Source organism: Pristimantibacillus sp. Z349TD_6, from assembly GCF_056173205.1.
In genome coordinates this window covers 5,702,501-5,721,850 of record NZ_CM149662.1, presented here as the reverse complement: position 1 = coordinate 5,721,850, position 19,350 = coordinate 5,702,501, and the positions used below count along the sequence as shown (strand labels likewise).

General features: G+C 42.2%; 13 protein-coding genes and 1 pseudogene (1 of these 14 running past the window's edge). 8 read left to right on the top strand and 6 right to left on the bottom strand.

The window, feature by feature from the left end; translation table 11 throughout:
* The first annotated feature begins 7 nt into the window (after positions 1-7).
* A complete protein-coding gene (locus AC0VYE_RS24990; RefSeq protein WP_305953938.1) occupies positions 8-970 on the top strand; it encodes a carbohydrate ABC transporter permease in 963 nt (320 codons plus the stop codon).
* A 187-nt stretch (positions 971-1,157) separates the two neighbouring features.
* On the opposite strand, the pseudogene AC0VYE_RS24985 reads toward AC0VYE_RS24990, so the two are convergent.
* The 3 genes and pseudogenes from AC0VYE_RS24985 to AC0VYE_RS24975 all read right to left on the bottom strand — a co-directional run.
* Positions 1,158-1,301 (bottom strand): annotated as a pseudogene (locus AC0VYE_RS24985) (SpoVR family protein); the annotation flags it as partial.
* A gap of 132 nt (positions 1,302-1,433) precedes the next feature.
* A complete protein-coding gene (locus AC0VYE_RS24980; RefSeq protein WP_475443226.1) occupies positions 1,434-1,766 on the bottom strand; it encodes a WGxxGxxG family protein in 333 nt (110 codons plus the stop codon).
* Positions 1,767-1,927: 161 nt separating this feature from the next.
* A complete protein-coding gene (locus AC0VYE_RS24975; protein ID WP_475443225.1) occupies positions 1,928-2,566 on the bottom strand; it encodes a DUF2238 domain-containing protein in 639 nt (212 codons plus the stop codon).
* Positions 2,567-3,274: 708 nt separating this feature from the next.
* Here AC0VYE_RS24975 and AC0VYE_RS24970 point away from each other — a divergent pair.
* Entirely contained in the window at positions 3,275-6,388 is a 3,114-nt protein-coding gene (locus AC0VYE_RS24970; RefSeq protein WP_475443224.1) for a hybrid sensor histidine kinase/response regulator, read from the top strand.
* A 287-nt stretch (positions 6,389-6,675) separates the two neighbouring features.
* Here AC0VYE_RS24970 and AC0VYE_RS24965 read toward each other — a convergent pair whose 3' ends face one another.
* Complete coding sequence (locus tag AC0VYE_RS24965; protein WP_475443223.1) at positions 6,676-6,921, bottom strand: hypothetical protein; 246 nt, start codon at positions 6,919-6,921, stop codon at positions 6,676-6,678.
* A gap of 1,647 nt (positions 6,922-8,568) precedes the next feature.
* Here AC0VYE_RS24965 and AC0VYE_RS24960 point away from each other — a divergent pair.
* On the top strand, positions 8,569-9,645 hold the full coding sequence (locus AC0VYE_RS24960; RefSeq protein WP_475443222.1) for an L-dopachrome tautomerase-related protein: 1,077 nt from the start codon (positions 8,569-8,571) through the stop codon (positions 9,643-9,645).
* A 60-nt stretch (positions 9,646-9,705) separates the two neighbouring features.
* A complete protein-coding gene (locus AC0VYE_RS24955; protein ID WP_475443221.1) occupies positions 9,706-10,230 on the top strand; it encodes a hypothetical protein in 525 nt (174 codons plus the stop codon).
* Between the two features lie 362 nt (positions 10,231-10,592).
* Here the strand turns inward: AC0VYE_RS24955 and AC0VYE_RS24950 are convergent, their stop codons facing one another.
* A complete protein-coding gene (locus tag AC0VYE_RS24950) occupies positions 10,593-12,044 on the bottom strand; it encodes a SpoVR family protein (RefSeq protein ID WP_076271725.1) in 1,452 nt (483 codons plus the stop codon).
* Positions 12,045-12,213: 169 nt separating this feature from the next.
* Positions 12,214-13,122: a sensor domain-containing diguanylate cyclase gene (locus AC0VYE_RS24945; RefSeq protein ID WP_076271726.1), complete on the bottom strand. Its 909-nt coding sequence runs from the start codon at positions 13,120-13,122 to the stop codon at positions 12,214-12,216.
* A 320-nt stretch (positions 13,123-13,442) separates the two neighbouring features.
* On the opposite strand from AC0VYE_RS24945, the gene arfA reads away from it, so the two are divergent.
* From arfA to AC0VYE_RS24925, 4 genes are all read left to right on the top strand, one after another.
* Positions 13,443-14,951, top strand: coding sequence for an arabinosylfuranosidase ArfA (gene arfA / locus AC0VYE_RS24940; RefSeq protein WP_475443220.1), 1,509 nt, complete (start codon positions 13,443-13,445; stop codon positions 14,949-14,951).
* Positions 14,952-15,039: 88 nt separating this feature from the next.
* On the top strand, positions 15,040-15,960 hold the full coding sequence (locus AC0VYE_RS24935) for an ArsR/SmtB family transcription factor (RefSeq protein WP_076271728.1): 921 nt from the start codon (positions 15,040-15,042) through the stop codon (positions 15,958-15,960).
* A 139-nt stretch (positions 15,961-16,099) separates the two neighbouring features.
* Entirely contained in the window at positions 16,100-17,830 is a 1,731-nt protein-coding gene (locus AC0VYE_RS24930; RefSeq protein WP_475443219.1) for an ABC transporter ATP-binding protein, read from the top strand.
* A protein-coding gene (locus AC0VYE_RS24925) for an ABC transporter ATP-binding protein (RefSeq protein WP_475443218.1) crosses the window boundary here: on the top strand, positions 17,823-19,350 show its 5' portion. 317 nt of this gene lie beyond the right edge of the window; 1,528 of the gene's 1,845 nt are visible here — the first part of the coding sequence; the start codon lies at positions 17,823-17,825; its stop codon lies beyond the right edge, outside the window. Before AC0VYE_RS24930 ends, AC0VYE_RS24925 begins: the two co-directional genes overlap by 8 nt.

Genomic DNA, 19,350 nt, shown 5'->3' with positions numbered 1-19,350 from the left:
GAATACAGTGAAGCTGGCCATCCGTTCAAGCGCAACAGCTTGGAGAGAACGTGCAAGGCGATTCAGCCTGCTTAATTGGAGTAAGCATTGGAGCTGGGTAACTGTTCGAACGATACTCGTGATCGGTTTTTGCTTTGTGATTTTATATCCACTGTTTTTCAAGCTATCGGTGTCGTTTAAGGATCGTGTGGATTTGTATGATACAACTGTACTTTGGATTCCGAAAAACTTCACATTGGATACGCTAAAAATTGCTTTTGAGGCGCTTCGCTATCCGAAGACATTTATGAGTTCATTTACGATTGCGGGAGTATCGACTCTCCTGCAAGTGATTTCCTGCTCTCTGGCGGCATTTGGATTTGCACGATTGCGCTTTAAAGGGAGTAAGATCTTATTCGGGGGCGTTATCTTTACGATTATCGTGCCTGTGCAAACGATTATGATTACAACTTATCTCAATTATCGTTACTTTGATGTATTCGGTCTTATCGAGTTGTTCACCGGACAGAAGGGGATTAATCTACTGGACAGCTATTGGCCATTTATTCTTCAATCTGCTACCGGTATGGGAATAAAGAGCGGTTTATTCATCTTCATTTTTCTCCAGTTTTTCCGAGGCATTCCTATGGAGCTGGAGGAGGTTTCTTACATTGATGGATGTACCGTTTTTCAATCGTTTTACCGCATCATGCTGCCTAATGCCATTCCATCAATCGTTACAGTTGTCTTATTCTCGTTCGTGTGGCAGTGGAATGACAATTATTTCGTCTCTCTATTCCTGACATCAACAGATGTATTATCGACCAAGTTGCCTGTCATGTGGGCTTCCTTCTCTATGACGGACCCCCTCTATGCCTATATGGTTAAAAACGCGGGCGAGCTGCTGTTTATTGCACCGATCGTACTTTTGTATATGTTTGCACAGCGCTATTTCGTAGAAAGCGTAGAGCGCAGCGGATTGATCGGGTAAATGATCTTGGTATGTTAAATCAGCCTATCAGGGAAGCCATTTCGTGTACAATGAATAGCCCTTTAGAACTTACACATCGTTCTAGGGGCTATTTTCGTTAAAAGGTTCTAATGATAACTGGATTACCGAAGTCTATAACAGTGGTCAAAAATTGCCGGGAAAGCACTACATGAGTTTACACAAAAGATTGATCGCGAATTTTCTCCCACGATTTATCGGTAATTTTCCACTCAGGGCCTTTTTTCTCGAAAATATCATTAATGAGATCCTTCGACAGGTAGTTGCGGATGAATGAAATATCGGAATCGAGCTCGCGTACCTCGAATATTTTCAATCCCATATAATAGTAAGCCGAAGTCGTATAGGAGCATTATTATGTTGAAGTTTTTAATTAATAAAAATAAAAAAAAAGAAACTTATGAAAAAATCCCCCTTGTATATACAAAGGGGGATATGTGTTTAGTTATGCCCGATCACGGTCGCGATCAGTCGCTCGGCTTCGCATTCCTGCTAACCCAAGAAGACCTAAAAGACCAAGCCAACCCCAGTTGGAGCCACGATTAACTGGTGTTGCATTTGTTCTATAATTGTTATTGTTCAAAGATGTATTGTAACTATTTGTTCGATAATTTTGATTGTCATCTACATTTAATGCACGATTAGTGTCATTAGTTACGCGGTTGACATCATAACGAAGCTCCTGTCCCGGTGTGTTAACATTACTTTCCGCTGACACAGATATTGAATTGAACATCATTAAACAGCTGATAAAGCCAATTAATAAAAGACTTTTCATTAGATTACCTCGCTCTGTTTTGATTTTAATACACTTATATATTTTGTAGTAAAGGATAAGTTTATACCCGATTTTAATTGTCATTAAAATCAAGTTGTTGTTTCTTTTTTGAAAGGTAATTGCGACAGAAGGCCCGGAAGAAATTAATCTGGAACTGCTGCTTATTCCTTTTTACCAATCATCCATGCGAGTATACCTATCCACACAACTCCACCAAGGAAAGCTAAAGCCATATCTTTTTGTGTATCGAAGACATCCCCTTGCATACCAACAAATTTGGCTTCGCCATTAGACCCAGCAATTAAGGCGGCTAACATTTCAAAGATTTCGAATAGTGCGCTAAATCCGAGTATAACGACAACTGGCAATATATATGACCAAATCCCGCGTAGCTTAACTTTGGATTTTAATATCTCAAGAAATGGATAAGTAAATAATAAACCGAAGGCGAAATGTACGATTCGATCATAGTAACTTCTTTTTGTATGAAACGATGATTTTAGCCAATGGTCAAATGGTGTACCTTCATATGTATAATGTGCAGCATATGTATGAAGACAAAAGAAGATAAGCATCAGAAGATAGGACAGGTTTGAAAACCGAAACCATTTGTAAGTAAAAACAAGGATAAGAATAACCACTATAAGCGATAGGCTATTAGCAAGCCATTGAGATCGATTGGTGGGGGATATTGCCATAAGACCAAAAAATATAATGAAAACGAATATCATTAATTGTAGAGGCTTATTTCGAACAAAAGGAATGCTTGTATTTATCCTTTCTAGTCGTTCATCAGTCATAGAAATTTCACTCCTTAATTGAAATGACACCGTTCTCCACCAAATGATAATTACGTTGAAAACGTTATACTTCGCTGTAGCTTATCCTCTGACCTGATTATTCATGCAAAAGATAAAGTCGGTTGTGTGCCTGTGACTCTACATGGGGCTGCGTTAGTAATTCAAAAAAGTGGGGTGCGACTACCTTCGATTTTTAAAATAAAGCCTGGTATAAAATGAAGTGCACCCCTTATAGTAGATATTGTAAAAAGGTAATTTGTGTATGTGAGTATCGTTATTTGAGGGTAAAAATAAAAATATGGTATGTTAGGTTATCAGTATAATCATTCCTCTACCAATAAAGGGACGCAGCCGATCATTATGATTGGCTGCTTCTGTGTTTTTATTGAAATAACGGTCCCGTTAAGTACGAGATTTGCAAACAAACCTTCTACTTGAGTGATTTTAAGTAAAACATTATCTCTGCTCTGTCTACATTAGAAAATTGCAATGGCTCATCATCCAACAAACGTCTTAATTCGTCTAATGAAATCCATCGTATGTTCTTAGTATCATCACCTGAAGATAATAACTCCCTGGACTAATCACGCAATTATGGAACAAGGGATTCTGCAGTGCTTGTCGAAATATGATAGCTACCGGAAAGGGGCTTAACATTTTCAAGAATTCAGCAGAACTGTACGGTGAAACGTTGGGAGTGTGCACTATATGATTTGGATAAAAAACAAAACCACCCTGAAATATGCTGTGACGTTCATCCTGTTTCTCTCTATACTTCTCGGCATCCGGTGGCTATGGTCCGGAATTTTCCTTACGCCTGACCATCCTCGTGCGGTTCAAGGCGTGATCGATCTGCGTGGCTGGGACTTCGCCAACTCCCGTTCTATTACGCTGGACGGCGAGTGGGATTTTTATCCGGAAGCATTTTTCACGCATAAAAATAAGGATTGGAAATCCGAGGACAAGCGTAATATCATGGTCCCGGGAGATTGGCGAAGTGCTTTACCGGCAGGTTCAAAGTCGTCGTTCGGTTTTGGTACATACCGCCTGCGCATTCTTGTTGATCCTTTACCGCAACAGTCCTTTGAATTCTGGATTCAGGAAATTCAAGCCTCTTCCGTTGTTGAATTCAACGGTCAGATAGCAGGAGTTGGCCAACCGACGGAGCAGGCGAATACATATAAGCCCCGCCGAATTTCTTATACCCCGCTTTATAAGGCAAACGGAGTGAATGAGATCGAACTGCTTGTTCGCGTGGCTAATTTTGATAATCCGTTTAATGGAGGTGTTGTCAGAACCATCCGCTTCGGATCGGATACGGCCATCAATACCGAACGATGGATCTCCATTGGCTTTCAGATTATGACCTTCGTGGTACTGATGTTTCTTGGCTTGTACGCTGTGATGTTATATTTGCTCAGTTGGCAAAAAGGGTTGCTTGCCTTTTTCATGCTGGTTTTGACCGCCGGGATTACGATTGTGTCTGATAACGACAGTCTACTGCTGGTAGGTATGCCTTTTATCAACTATGCATGGGCACTGAAAATAAAGATAATCTCGTACTCGTTGTTTCCCTTTTTTTTCCTGATGATTACTGGAATATTTGCCAAGCTCCGAACAAACACAGTTCTGTTCCGTACGTACGCCATAGTACTAGTTTTGTATTCAGGATTTGTGTTGGTCATGTCCCCTCCGCTCATTTACTATCTAATCGAATTTAAAATATTCAGACTGCTTTATTGGTTTCCAATGACTTGGGTTATCTATTTAATTGGCAAACTTATAGCCAAAAATCAGCCAGGCGCCACTTTCCTGCTGCTTGCCACCATGAGCATATTGTCCAGTTCTGCATGGGGACTGATTAATGCTCACTTGGAAGTAATAAGAGTTTACTTCCCGTTTGACGTGCTGGTGGCTATCATCAGTTTTTCAGCTTACTGGTTTAAGCAGTACTTCCGTAATTACCAAGAAAACGCCAAACTAAATGAGCAATTTAGAATGGCAGACAAGCAGAAGGACGATTTTCTTGCGAACACATCCCATGAATTGCGAAATCCCCTACATGGGATGCTGAATATGGCGCAAACCGTCCTTGACAGCGAAAAAAATTCGATGAGCGGTGAGAGTGTCAAAAATTTGGAGTTGGTCATGACGGTCGGTCGACGCATGTCTTTAATGTTAAATGACCTTCTTGATTTGACTCGTCTAAAGGAGGGGAACATCCGCCTCCACGTGCAGACCGTTCAGGTGCAGGCGGTCGCTTCTGGCGTATTCGACATGCTTCGCTTTATGACCGATAGCAAATCGATACGGTTGGTGAATGAGATTCCGAACGAGTTTCCTCCTGTGATGGCCGACGAAAACCGACTTATTCAAATCTTGTATAATCTCGTTCACAATGCAATCAAATATACCAACGAAGGAAATGTCTCCATCCGGGTGGTCGCACTAGACGGGAAAGCGTACATTAGTGTTGCTGATACAGGCGTCGGCATGGACGAGGAGACGCTGCGAAGAATCTTTAATCCTTACGAGCAAGGCGACTCCAGCATGACTGCGGCTCCCGGGGGCGGCATCGGACTGGGCCTCGGCATTTGCAAGCAGTTAGTGGAACTACACGGCGAAACGTTGGAAGTGACGTCTGTCTATGGCAAAGGTTCTGCATTCACCTTTGCTTTGGCTCTGTCCGATTCACCCTTTCAACGGGAAGCTGATTTTGCAGCAGGTCTGCCTGTCTATGCAGAAGCCGCCGTCGTTGACGACTCAAACATACACTACGGTACGAATGGCGATTCTGCCGTTGTGGAGAGAACGGTGAAACCTTCGGTTTTGGCCGTGGACGATGATCCGATCAACTTGAAAATATTGGAGAACATTCTGTCTGGGGAATCCTTCGACATCGTTGCGGTTACGAGCGGCAATGATGCCTTGTCTCATCTGAACACGAGAGTATGGGATCTTGTTATTGCTGACGTCATGATGCCTCGCATGTCGGGGTATGAATTAACGAGAGTTATTCGTGAGCGCTATTCGAGCTCGGAACTGCCCATTCTGCTTCTGACCGCGCGTAACAAGCCAGAAGATATCGCCGCTGGTTTTTTGGCTGGGGCTAACGATTACATTTTGAAGCCTGCGGATGCGATGGAGTTAAAGGTGCGGGTACGGGCATTAACGGATCTGAACCGTTCCGTGCGCGAACGTCTGCGTATGGAAGCGGCATGGCTGCAGGCGCAAATACAACCGCACTTTTTATTCAACGCCCTCAATGCGATAGCTGCGCTTAGCGACATCAATCTGGACAGAATGCGCCTATTACTTGACGAGTTCGGCAATTATCTAAGAGCCAGTTTCAACTTTCAAAATTCCGAGCTGCTTGTTCCGCTTGGACAGGAGCTTGCTCTCGTACGTTCTTATTTATATATCGAGAATGAACGTTTTGAAGGCAGGCTGAATACCGTTTGGGAGGTCGAAGCGAACATGGAGCTAAAGCTTCCACCGCTATCCATTCAACCGATTGTCGAAAACGCAGTACGGCATGGCATCATGAGTCGCTTGTCGGGTGGAGTGATTCATATTCATATCGCCGAATATGAAGATAGAACAGAAGTAACGGTTGCCGATAACGGAGTGGGAATGGATACAAAAACGCGGCAACATATATTCGATAAACGTTCGAACCTAAGGCAGGGAGTTGGCTTGTTCAATATTAATCAACGGTTGAAACAATTATACGGGAAGGGGCTACACATTCAGAGTGATCTGGGTCAAGGTACGATAGTCGTCTTTGCCGTGCCGAATAATGCGGTGAACCAATTAATATAGCGGATCGCTGATGTGCAAACAAATTGTTGAATAAGTTGTTTTGTAAAAGCGAGTTGTTGTTAACTTTGAATGTTTGATTCTTGTTTTATCCAACTTTTATAATTTGTTTTTTTGACTAACTTATTTTGCCATTGATTTTAGATTTAACCTAAAGTAAAAACAAATAATGCTGCATATTCGAATTAATTCGAAATGCAGCATTAGGAAGTGAAAAATTTTTTATTGTAAACATCTCAAACATTTTTAATAGCATTCACACATCTAATATCGATTGACTATCTACCATTTTAATCATTTCGGTGTGATTCGTCATTGTCGTTGATATCGTCAGCAGCCCCGCCAGCCTTATTGCCCAATGCTGCACCTACGATACCGCCAACAACAGTTCCAACAGGACCCAAAGCAGAGCCTACGACTGCACCTGCAGCTATACCACCTGCCGTTCCTACAGCTTTTCCGATGTCAGTTCTATCCGTATTGGTACTATTTTGGTCAGAATCAAGGTTTCGATTGAGTTCTTCGTTGTTAGTCATCTAAATTCCCTCCTTCGTTTTAATGAGAGCTACATATTCCGTAGTCACAATGGATATCATGTCCCAAATAATATGAAAGGATTCGTAAAAGTAATGTTTAAATAAATATAGTAGAGGTGTAAGTCATATTTTTTTATTTTAAAGCTATTGCGAACTAGAAAGTTGAATAACTATACATCAACAATCAATATTTGATTGCAATTCGGAATCCTAGTATGTTCTTCCTTGATGAGATTGATGCTATTGCGCGGTAATCGATTCTGACAAAGGGATATACTACAAAAACAACCTATCCACGAGAGTTTTAAAATCTTACATGATCCAAACGAAAGGATATGGAGTGCTCATGATGTACTTGAGCAATATAGTCTGCTGCATTATCAAAATGACATTTCCTCATCTAATAAAAGGAAACAGCCGATCATTATGATTGGCTGCTTATGTGTTTTTATTCTCTAAGGTACTATTTTTTAGGCATTATTAAATTTCTAAGTCTTGCGAATATGCCTGTAGTAGCTTACAAGTTTAGCTGTTTCAGTAAACAGATAGCTGATTCTCTGTCAGATCTGAGAAGGAATTTAAGGAATCAGCATTGGTTTCGTCTAAGTGCTTTTTTATTCTAGTATGTTTATCTCTTATTTCTTTGCTCATAATAAATACCACTTAAATCAGAATCAATTTTACCATTTTCATCCTATTCGACGATATTCGTCATTTACCTCTTTATTTCGGCAATATTACTTATTGCAGCAAAAAGGCAGTCCACCATAAGGTTCTGGCGGACTGCCTTTGTCATCAAACGGAAATTGTAGATATTTACTCAAAATAAGAAGTGCAAAATAACAACTGTTACTATTTATAATACGAGTTATCTCTCCATGTTGATGTCTGATTGAACGCGGGTAAACAATTCTGTAACGTCCTTCTTGGTTAATAGCAATTACATTCGCTAATAATAAAGATACGGTCTACATTTTATTAGATAAAGGGGAAGGGGAATGTGTGACAGCACTTCTTTGTAATTTGTCAGGACGAATGACAAAAACATGGTCAAACAGGATAATTTGGTATTTAATGACGCCTTGAACTAGGTAGGATAAACCACCCCTGAAAGAGAGTGAAACACTGGTGATAATACCTGAACCGATAGAGCTACAGTACATAAAAAAATTAAGTGACGAAGAGAATACTCTGATCGAAGCGCTACGTACAATCCATATGCCTCCTGCAGCTGCTTTGCTGTTGGTTAGGAACGAACTAAAAGGACCGTTAGAAAACGGACCAATGGCAGAGATCCTAGATGGGTTCTTGGCGAGGCATACAGAAGGACACTAATAAGTGAAGCAATTAATTCAAGTGTTGATGCGCAAACGAAAAAAAGATAACACCGAATATGAAATGTAGAAACCGCATCGCATGTACTTGAAGACAAGTGCATATGTCTTGACTTTATCTTTGTAATATTTTTCAGTTTATCAACTGAAAAATGTTTTAACAAGCTATAGCTGCAGACACAACATTTTTAATAATGGGAAGTTGAAACCCACAGTATTCATCACGATAGAAAAATATATCAAGAACCAGGCATTACAAAAAAAATTCATCATATATAGTTGATATCCGTTCGGATTTGATGAGGAGGATATCATGCAACCTATGTTACCTAAGGAAAAATATTTTGGGCAGTTTGAACTGGTGCATGCTTTTTATGGGGCTATGCCTACAGGTGTCAGCGTTTCCGAAACCGGCCGTATTTTTGTTTGCTTTCCGAAATGGGGAGACGACGTTCAATTTACTGTGGCGGAAATTGTTGAGGGTGAAATGCAGCCTTATCCCAGTTTAGAAATAAATTTGGTTAACTTCGTCAGTGTCCAAAGTATCTTTGCAGATGGAAGAGGAATACTTTGGGTACTAGATACAGGGGCACCAAATTTTTCTGAACCTATCCAAGGGGGAGCAAAATTAGTGGCTGTTGATTTAAGCACGAATACAATAAGAAGAGTATATACCTTTACAGAAAATGTTGTCTTGCCAACAACTTATCTGAATGATGTCCGTTTGGATTTTCGTGTTGGAAGAGCAGGTTATGCATATATAACGGATTCTTCTTCCAGAGGGCCAGGAGCTATTATAGTCATAGATTTAGAAAATGGGAACGCGTTTAGACGGTTAAATGGGGCAATATCAACTTCACCTGATCCCTATTTTTTACCGAAAGTAGAAGGTGAAATTTTGATGAATCGAAACCCGGACGGCTCGACTTCCCCATTTAGATTGGCTTCCGATAGTTTAGCGATTTCTCCTGATGGAAAGGTTTTATTTTATGCTCCGCTAACCAGCCGTCAACTGTTCTCAATCTCAACAGAAGCCCTAAGAGATAGAAGGATACAGGACATGAATTTATCCCAATATGTGCACTATTGGGGGGAAAAAGGTGCGTCTGATGGAATGATCACCGGCGCAAACGGCACCGTTTATGCGGGAGACTATGAAAACAACAGTATCCGGAAGATATTGCCGAATGGTGCAATGGAAACCATCGCACATGACCCGAGAATTTTATGGCCGGATACTTTTTCGATTGGCCCCGATCAATACTTATATGTCATTGTGAATCAATTACATCGGCAGGCGAGATTTCATTATGGAAGAGACCTGAGGGAGAAGCCATATAGTTTACTTCGTATGAGAATTGATGAATTCCCTGCTCCTACGATTTCATAATAATTTTAAACAAAGGTAGCTATCCATCATCAACTAGCTAAGGAGCTAAGTCCATTTGGATTGGAGTATTATGATGAAAATTCATATTTTGCTGTGCTAGAAGCTTTAACAGATGTTATTTTAAACCGTGGTGGCATGGAATGGTTAAATATTATGAGTAAACCTGATGTTAATCTTGACGAGGGGAATTACTTGAAACTTAAGGATGAATTAGAAATTAGGAAATTTAATTTTATTGAGCTTTATAACTTGAATTATCAGGATTTGGACTTTATTGATAATTTAGAACATAATATACGCGTTTTTTCAGTTGATGGTGCTAAAGAGCCGGATTGGGATTTCATTATTAATGCTGCAATTGCATTAGGAGAATATATTATAATAACTGTTGGTGGAGAATGGTTGTTTTCTGAGCAAGATGAACGCTTATATCTTAGTCATATTGGTGGCTTAGAGAATGAGCAAATGAATTGTTTACTGCTTGTTTCTAGATATTGGTCAAAACCAGAATATAATCCGTATTCTATAAAAAAAGTTTTTCTTAGAATACAAGGAAATTTAAGTGAAAACTTATCTAAAAATTAAACTGACATTACTGTTTCAACAATCGTGAGTTGTATACTTGAGACGTATATTGAAAGCCCTGTTCCGATTGGAATACGGTATCTCTGATACGTCTCTTTTCTTTGTCCATTGTTCCACTTAATCTAGAATAAGTTTGTCCATCATCACATGCTATAAGGACTTTTTTATTTAACTCGTAAACAAAGAGGGATTTTATTTACTTGAATATAGCAAAAGCTTAATATTACTGATCGGATATAGTCAAATTAGAAAAGGCACTTAGGATACGTACCCTAAGTGCCTTTTTATTTTGTTTAAACCAGGGGGAGAGGTGATGCGTCATAGCTCTTCAATGCAGAATTAAGAAGCACTATCCTATTAACTCAAACAAACTTCCGACTCGTCTTCTTCCCATCACAGCTGAACACAATCTTCTTATCCTCAACAAACGTCTCTAGATGAACGTTTTTCCCCCATAGCTGAACGACATGAGGCAGCGTACGCTCCACATACTTCAGATCGAGCTCCATACCCTCATACTCGTGGATTAAATAAAGCTCACCCACACGATTAAAATCCCCATCCTTAACCATCAAGCTAGGAAACCCGCCGTTTACTTTCGAATAAACAAGCTGATCGCGAATTTTCTCCCACGACTTATCGGTAATTTTCCACTCAGGGCCTTTTTTCTCGAAAATGTACAGATCGAGATCATTAACCAGATCCTTCGTCAGGTAGTTGCGGATGAACGAAATATCGGAATCGAGTTCGCGTACCTCAAACATTTTTTCCCTGCCCTTGCCGGGAACGCGTCCGAAGCGTGCTTGTTCTTCCTTTGTTGGGTTATCGAAGCGGCGCTCGATATCCTCGAATATTTTCAATCCCAAGTAATAAGGATTCAAAGTGTGCCGGGATGGCTGCACGACAGAGGAGTTTAGCTTAGCGAACTCAATCGTTTCATCGCTAGTCAGATCAAGCTCGCGTATGATTCGCTGATGCCAGTACGAAGCCCAGCCTTCGTTCATAATCTTAGTCTCGATTTGAGGCCAGAAGTAGAGCATCTCATCGCGAAGCATAGATAGAATATCGCGCTGCCAATCCTCAAGAGTAGGGGAGTATTCCTCAATGAACCAGATGAGATCTTTTTCTGGCCGTGGCGGAAAACGTTTGGCGTCAGCGGCCTGCGATTGAGCGGCTGATGCGGCGGCAGCGGTTCGATCCGGGTCTAGATTCCACAAGTCATCGTAAGAGGAGGAAGGGATATTCCACTCTGAACGCTCGCTGTCCTTTTGCACCATTTCGATATAACGTTTCTTATCTAATTGATAAGGCTTAATGAGCGTCGGATCGACATGCTCTTGAATGGCGAGGATCGCATCGATAAACTTTTCGACCGCCTCCGTGCCATGATCCATTTCATATTGATGAATACGATCCGCCGTAGCAGACATGCTCTCGACCATATTGCGATTGGTAACACCAAAGCGTGCATTGTTTTTGAAAAAATCACAGTGAGCGAGCACATGGGCGACGATGAGTTTATTTTGAATGAGAGAATTGCCCTCTAGAAGAAACGCGTAGCAGGGGTTGGAGTTAATAACGAGTTCGTAAATTTTGCTTAAGCCGAAGTCGTATTGGAGCTTCATTTTGTTGAACGTTTTTCCAAAGCTCCAGTGGCTAAACCTTGTCGGCATACCATACGCGCCAAAGGTATAAATAATTTCTGCTGGGCAAATCTCATAGCGCATTTGATAAAAGTCTAATCCAAAGCCGGTAGCAATTTCTGTTATTTCATCAATGGATCGCTCCAGTGCACGAATTTCATCTTGTCTCATCCGTCATCCCTCCGCATGCGAAAATACGATTCATACCATGTGTATGAGCGGGTGGTCAAGGTTATGACGAAGTGTACAGGATGGACTCAGGATGTGTGGCGATCAAAAAAAGAAAAAACCTTGGACGTCCGCCACTTCGAGTTAAAACTCAAATTGAAAACAGACAATCTCAAAGTTTTTTTTCATTTTGCTTATTGTCGTACATCGCTAGGTCAGCGTTGCTTATCAATTCTTTTAGCGTGCTAGCCGTGCCGTGCGTTGAACTAATGCCTATGCTAGCGGAAATATGAATGATATGACCATCGATTGTGAATGGCTCGTCAATCGATTTTTTTATTTTACTGGCTACAAAATCGATATCTTGGTTGTCCACCAAATGCTGAAAGCAAATGACGAATTCGTCTCCGCCGTATCTAACGAGGATGTCGGTTTTTCTGACGTCTTGTTTCAGTCTCTTAGAAATTTGAAGCAGCAGCAAATCACCAAAGTCATGACCGAACGAATCATTAACCTCTTTAAAATCATCGATGTCGATGAACATCACACTAAACTGCTTGTCCGAGCCAGCATGATCCAAATGAGATAAATAACGTCGATTGTAAAGACCGGTCAAGCTGTCTGTAACACTTGCGTTTTCTAAATCCAATATATATCCGAAAAAAGCGGCCATCGAATGGAGAAATCCGAGCTGCCTTTCATCTAGATGAATCGGTTCTTTATTTATGGCGCATAGGGTACCAACTGCTGCCTGGTCAGCTGTTCTTACAGCGATTCCGACCAAAGCTTGTGCTCCAAGTTGCTGGGTAATAGGTAAAGAGGCTGTACGCGGATCATCGAGTGTATTGGTGATGTTAAGAATGGAACAATCCTGCTCTAAAACAAGATTGCAATAACTTTGCAGCAAATGTAACGGTAAGCTATTGGTTCCTTCATTTTCATGACGGTTGAGCGCTCGTATGATTCTGCTTCCATTATGATCAATTGTAGCTATCAATAAAGTGTCAACCTGTAGAAAGTGCTTCAAGGTGTCAATAATATGGTCGGCTGCATCTTCTAGTGAGCGTATAGTACTGCTCATGCTCTCAACTCCTGCCGTAGTGTTGAAACAAAGGAATTACCTTATAGTCCCATAGTAGTCTAAATAGAGGACTAACTCAAGAAACAATTGATAATAACTAGGCAAATTGAACTATAAATTTGTGTCTTCGTAAACCTTTACCTTGTCTCGAATAAAGAATCGGTTCTCTATCCCTATGAATTAACATAAACATAAATTCATATCCCTCAAAATTAACACTTGAATTAATTACAAACGTGTAGTTAAATGGTAGTATAAATCACTATTAACGATTAACTGACTAATTAATGAAATTATTAATTTAATTGAGGTGGATGATCATGACAAACAAAGCGACAATGATAGTGGATAAGGATTTTCAAGTTGGGGAAGTGGATAAACGTATATATGGATCATTCATAGAGCATCTTGGGCGTGCGGTTTATGGCGGCATTTATGAGGCGGATCATCCGCAAGCAGATGGGCAGGGTTTCCGCTCCGATGTTCTTGAGCTTGTAAAAGGACTTGATGTGCCTATCGTCCGTTATCCTGGCGGTAATTTTGTATCCGGTTACAACTGGGAAGATGGTGTTGGTCCCGTAGATCAGCGTCCGAAGAGGCTTGAGCTTGCATGGCGAACGGTTGAGCCCAATTGGATCGGCTTTAATGAATTTATGGACTGGTGCAAAAAGGTGAATACAGACGCTATGATGGCCGTAAATCTTGGTACTCGCGGCATTGATGATGCACGCAACTTGATTGAATACTCCAATCATAAGTCAGGATCATATTGGAGCGATCTTCGTATCCAGCATGGTTATAAAGATCCCCATAATGTAAAGACATGGTGTCTCGGCAATGAAATGGATGGACCTTGGCAAATCGGACACAAAACTTCTGTAGAATATGGTCGACTTGCTAACGAAGCAGGAAAAGCGATGCGATGGGTTGATCCGACCATTGAGCTAGTTGCATGTGGAAGCTCGCACATCGGAATGCCGACGTTCCCTGAATGGGAAGCTACCGTACTTGATCTTGCTTATGATACGATTGATTATGTGTCGATTCATCAATATTATGGGAACCCTCATAACGACACGGAAAACTTCCTTGCACAGTCTATGAGCATGGATTCCTACATTAATACAGTCATTTCAACCTGTGATTATGTGCAAGCAAAAAAACGTGGAAAGAAGCAAATCAACCTTTCCTTTGACGAGTGGAATGTGTGGTATCATTCGAATGCACAAGACCGCAAGCTTGATCCATGGCAAATTGCTCCGCCACAGCTTGAGGACGTGTATAATCATGAAGATGCACTTGTTGTTGGCTGCATGCTGATCAGTATGCTTAAACGTGCAGATCGTGTAAAGATGGCTTGTATCGCACAGCTGGTTAACGTGATCGCACCAATCATGACGCAAAATGGCGGACCTGCATGGAAGCAAACGATTTATTATCCATACATGCACGCAAGCATTTTCGGTCGTGGCACAGTGCTGGTACCGCTAGTGAAATCGCCGAAGCATGATACAAAGGATTTTACAGACGTGCCATACTTGGAAACGGTAGCCGTTCATAATGAAGAGAAAGAGGAAGTAACGATTTTTGCGGTTAACCGTAACACGGAAGAATCGCTTCCATTCGAAATCGATTTGCGCAGCTTCGGCGCTTTTCAACTAATTGAGCATATCGTGCTTGAGTCTGATGATTTGAAAATGACGAACACGGCAGACGCGCCTAATCGCGTAACACCTCACACAGCAGGCAATGCTGCGCTTGCAGACAGCGGGAAAATTGCCGCGACGCTTAGCAAAGCATCGTGGAACGTTATTCGTATTAAACTATAATGGAATCAACAAGGGGATCCGGAAGCCGCGATTGCGGCTTTTGGGATGCCCTTCTATTATTATAGTATAGAGAGAGGAGGAGATCGTGATGATAAATGCGAATACGGATGAAGCTTGGCTGCCCTTATATGAGGCATTGGCTAGTCCTGTCAGGCTCTCCATCATTAATTTGCTTGCAACAAATATGATGAACGTAAAGGAGCTTGCTGAAGCTATTGGTCTAAGCAGCGCGATTGTAACGATGCATATTCGGAAGCTGGAGAAGGCTGGCATTGTAGAGACGAAGATGGTTCGTAAACATGGCGGCACACATAAAATTTGCTCGCTTGCTGAACGTACCATAACGATTGAACTGCCTCCTAAGGCGCTGGATGTGAAGAAGGTGCATGACGTCAGCGTGCCAGTTGGACATTTTACAGAATTTGAAGTGTTTCCGACTTGCGGCATTGCTACAACGGAAAAGCTGATTGGGCAATTTGACGATCCGCGTTTCTTCTTGGAGCCGGAGCGTATGAATGCAGGCATTCTTTGGTTCGGCAAAGGTTATGTGGAATACAAGGTGCCGAATTATTTGCTAGCGGGACAACGGCCTGTAGCACTTGAAATTACATTGGAGCTGGGTTCAGAAGCGCCAGGGGTAAACGATAACTGGCCATCTGACATAAATTTTTCCCTTAATGGAATGGATATCGGCATGTGGACGAGCCCAGGTGATTATGGAGATGTAAGAGGACGTTTCTCACCGGCTTGGTGGGGAGATCGGGTCAATCAATACGGACTGCTCAAGGTGATACGCATTCAAGAGGATGGGACGCTAATTGATGGACAGCATATGTCATCAACAAGTATCGGCGAAATTGGGTTAGAGCGAAATTTCTGGACATTCCGCATTGGCGTGAAGGAAGATGCCGTTAACGTAGGCGGGTTAACCTTATATGGCAAGGGCTTTGGCAACTATAATCACGATATTATGTTTCGAGTGTTCTATGAAGATGCGCGCAGTGTTTAAGGCAGCTTGACTGCCTTAAGCAGGCGCACCCCCTCCCTCAGACTGCCCCGAGTTTATAATCGTGCATACCATTTTCTGTTCAAAAAGATATAATGAGTAGGATAGCTAATCTAAGCCATTATTACTCGGAGGAACAAAGATGCTGACTATGTTCACTTTTCTCAAAAAATATCGTTTTGCTGCTTACGTTGCTCTGCTGCTTATGCTGGTGGAGCTCGTAGTGGAGCTGCTTCAACCGTATATTATTTCAAAAATCATTGATGATGGTATTGATAATAATAATTTATCGGTTGTGCTGCAATGGGGCGGCTTTCTAATTGGTTGCTCTGTTATTGCTTTTATTGTTGGGATACTTAGTTCTTTCTATGCTTCACACGTAAGTCAGAGCTTCGGATTCGATTTAAGAGAGCGGCTTTATGAAAAAGTGCAATCGTTCTCATTTGCCAATTTTAATCGTTTTCCGGAATCATCGCTTATTACTAGATTAACGAATGACGTTTCACAGCTGCAAAATACAGTGTTCATGGGACTGCGTATTATGCTTCGCGCCCCATTGCTCGTAATCGGAAGTATCGTAATGGCCTTTATCGTTCAGCCTAAGCTGGCGATTTGGCTTGCTGCGGTCATTCCGTTTCTTGGTGTTTTTCTGCTTTGGGTGCTTAAAAAGGGAGAAAAGCTTTTTCGTTCTGTTCAGAAGCAGCTGGATCAAGTGAATAGCGTGATGCAGCAAAATTTAATCGGCATGCGAATCGTGCGTGTATTCGTTCGGATGAAGCATGAATCGAAGCGCTTTGCATTTTCCAGCGAGCAGCTGATGGATCGTACGGTATCCGCTCTTCGTTTAACGGAAGTTACGATGCCTATCGTGCTGTTATTTATGAATGCGATTGTTATAGCCGTGCTGTGGTTTGGCAGAATCGAGCTCGATCGGAATGGAGCATCCGTAGGTGAGGTGGTTGCCATTGTGAACTATGCGATGAGGACGATTGGTGCTTTATCCATCATGTCCATGATCGTGGTCAACTTCTCGAGAGCGCGCGCTTCAGCTCAAAGGATTGAAGAGGTAGTGCTAACGGATATCGACTTAACAGATACAGTTGACAGCGATGAAGCGGTAAAGCTTCGCGATGGCTACGTTTCCTTCGAGAACGTATCTTTTGAATATCCAGATTCCGATCTGCATGTATTGCGAGATATATCCTTCTCGGTATTGCCGGGTGAGACAATTGCCATTATGGGTGCGACCGGTTCTGGCAAGACATCGCTCATTCAACTGATTCCTAGACTGTACGATGTGCAGACGGGCGTGATTCGCGTGGATGGCAAAGACAACCGCTTAATGAAGCTTGAGCAGCTTCGCAAGCAGATTGGGTATGTTCCGCAAGAAATCATGCTGTTTACAGGCACGGTGGCGGATAATATTCGCTGGGGCAAGGAGAATGCCAGCATCGAAGAAATCATAGAGGCTGCCAAACTAGCTCAAATCCATGACACCATTATGAAGCTGCCGGAACAATACGATACGATAGTGGGTCAAAAAGGAGTTAATCTCTCAGGAGGACAGAAGCAGCGTCTAACGATTGCGAGGGCATTAGTTAGAAAGCCAGTTGTACTGCTGCTTGATGACAGCACAAGCGCACTCGATGTACAGACCGAGGCTGCTCTTCTGCAAGCACTTAAAAATATGAGCTGCACGACATTCCTCATCACGCAAAAAATAAGCTCGACCGTAGCTGCGGATTCCATCCTTCTGCTTGATGAAGGCCAATTGCTGGCACAAGACAAGCATGAGCAGTTGATCCGTGAATCCAGTTTGTATCAGAAAATATACGAGTCACAGTTCGGGAAGGAAGGTGTGTCCCGTGCTTAGACAATTAAAGGAGCCTTTTCAGTACCAAAGATCTGGGGAAGCGGTCGAATCCACTGCAGCAGGCAAAGGTAAACGTAAACCACGCGCGCAAAATATGAGTCAAACACTGAAGCAAATGTGGAGTTACTTAATCCTCTATAAGGGCAGACTTGCAGCTGTCATCGTAATGGTTATATTAAGCTCTGCGTTCTCATTGCTAGGACCCTATATGGCAGGTACCGCAATCGATCGCTTTTTGATGAACAGAGATAGCGGAATTATTGTTTTTCTACTATTGATGGCTCTCGTTTATGCGCTGCACTCGATCACGATGTGGCTCCAAAGTATATGGATGATAACCATTTCGCAAAAAACGGTCTATCGCATGCGGGTCGAATTGTTTGATCATTTGCACAGGCTGCCGATCCCTTTTTTCAGCAAGCGTCAGCATGGTGAACTCATGAGCCGCGTTACGAATGACATAGAAAACGTAAGCTCATCTTTAAATAGCTCTGTTATTCAGGTGTTTTCAAGTATCCTTCTTCTTGTTGGAACCGTAAGCGTTATGTTGTCCCTTAGTCCGCTTTTGACTCTATTAACCTTCCTCGTTGTGCCGCTTATGGTGCTTGGGATGAAATGGATCACAAAACAAACCGGCCGCCTATTCAAAGCTCAGCAGCGCAATCTTGGCGACTTAAATGGTTATATAGAAGAAACATTGTCAGGACAACGCATAGTGAAGGCCTTTTCTCAGGAAAAAACAGTCATCTCCGCCTTCAAGGAGCGCAACGAGCGTATTCGAGTTTCTGGCTTCTGGGCGCAGACGATTTCTGGTTTCATTCCGAAGCTGATGAACGCGTTAAACAACTTAAGCTTCACGATCATTGCAGGAATAGGTGCGATATTTGTTTTAAATGATCAAATAACGGTCGGTACAATTATTATATTTGTGGAATATTCCAGGCAGTTCACAAGACCGCTTAATGACCTTGCTAACCAGTGGAATACGCTATTATCTGCGGTCGCTGGTGCTGAACGTGTATTTGATGTGCTGAGCGAAGACGAGGAACGAAAAGATGAGGGAGCAGCTCGCGAACTGGCAGAAGTAAGCGGAAAAGTCGTTTTTGATAAAGTAACATTTGCTTATGAAGGAAGGACAGCTACGATAAGCGAGGTAAGCTTTGAAGCTACGCCAGGAGAGACGATCGCTCTAGTAGGTCCAACCGGAGCGGGTAAAACAACGCTCATCCAGCTTTTGTGCCGGTTCTATGATCCTAGCTCTGGCAGCATTATGATTGATGGGCACGATACACGTACGCTCAAACGTGAAAATTTGCGCTCGCATATGGCGTTTGTACTGCAGGACCCATTTTTGTTCGAGGGCACCATCTATGAAAATATCCGTTACGGCAAGCTGGATGCAATGGATTTGGAAGTCCAGCAGGCTGCAAAACTCGCAAATGCGCATTCCTTTATTTCTCGTCTGAAGGACGGGTACGGGACCGTACTTAAATCAGACGGCAGCGGAATTAGCCAAGGAC

Coding starts and splice junctions, on each gene's coding strand:
- AC0VYE_RS24980 (WP_475443226.1), bottom strand. CDS start 1,766: ATGAAAAGTCTTTTATTAATTGGCTTTATCAGCTGTTTAATGATGTTC.
- AC0VYE_RS24975 (WP_475443225.1), bottom strand. CDS start 2,566: ATGACTGATGAACGACTAGAAAGGATAAATACAAGCATTCCTTTTGTT.
- AC0VYE_RS24970 (WP_475443224.1), top strand. CDS start 3,275: ATGATTTGGATAAAAAACAAAACCACCCTGAAATATGCTGTGACGTTC.
- AC0VYE_RS24965 (WP_475443223.1), bottom strand. CDS start 6,921: ATGACTAACAACGAAGAACTCAATCGAAACCTTGATTCTGACCAAAAT.
- AC0VYE_RS24960 (WP_475443222.1), top strand. CDS start 8,569: ATGCAACCTATGTTACCTAAGGAAAAATATTTTGGGCAGTTTGAACTG.
- AC0VYE_RS24950 (WP_076271725.1), bottom strand. CDS start 12,044: ATGAGACAAGATGAAATTCGTGCACTGGAGCGATCCATTGATGAAATA.
- AC0VYE_RS24945 (WP_076271726.1), bottom strand. CDS start 13,122: ATGAGCAGTACTATACGCTCACTAGAAGATGCAGCCGACCATATTATT.
- arfA (WP_475443220.1), top strand. CDS start 13,443: ATGACAAACAAAGCGACAATGATAGTGGATAAGGATTTTCAAGTTGGG.
- AC0VYE_RS24935 (WP_076271728.1), top strand. CDS start 15,040: ATGATAAATGCGAATACGGATGAAGCTTGGCTGCCCTTATATGAGGCA.
- AC0VYE_RS24930 (WP_475443219.1), top strand. CDS start 16,100: ATGCTGACTATGTTCACTTTTCTCAAAAAATATCGTTTTGCTGCTTAC.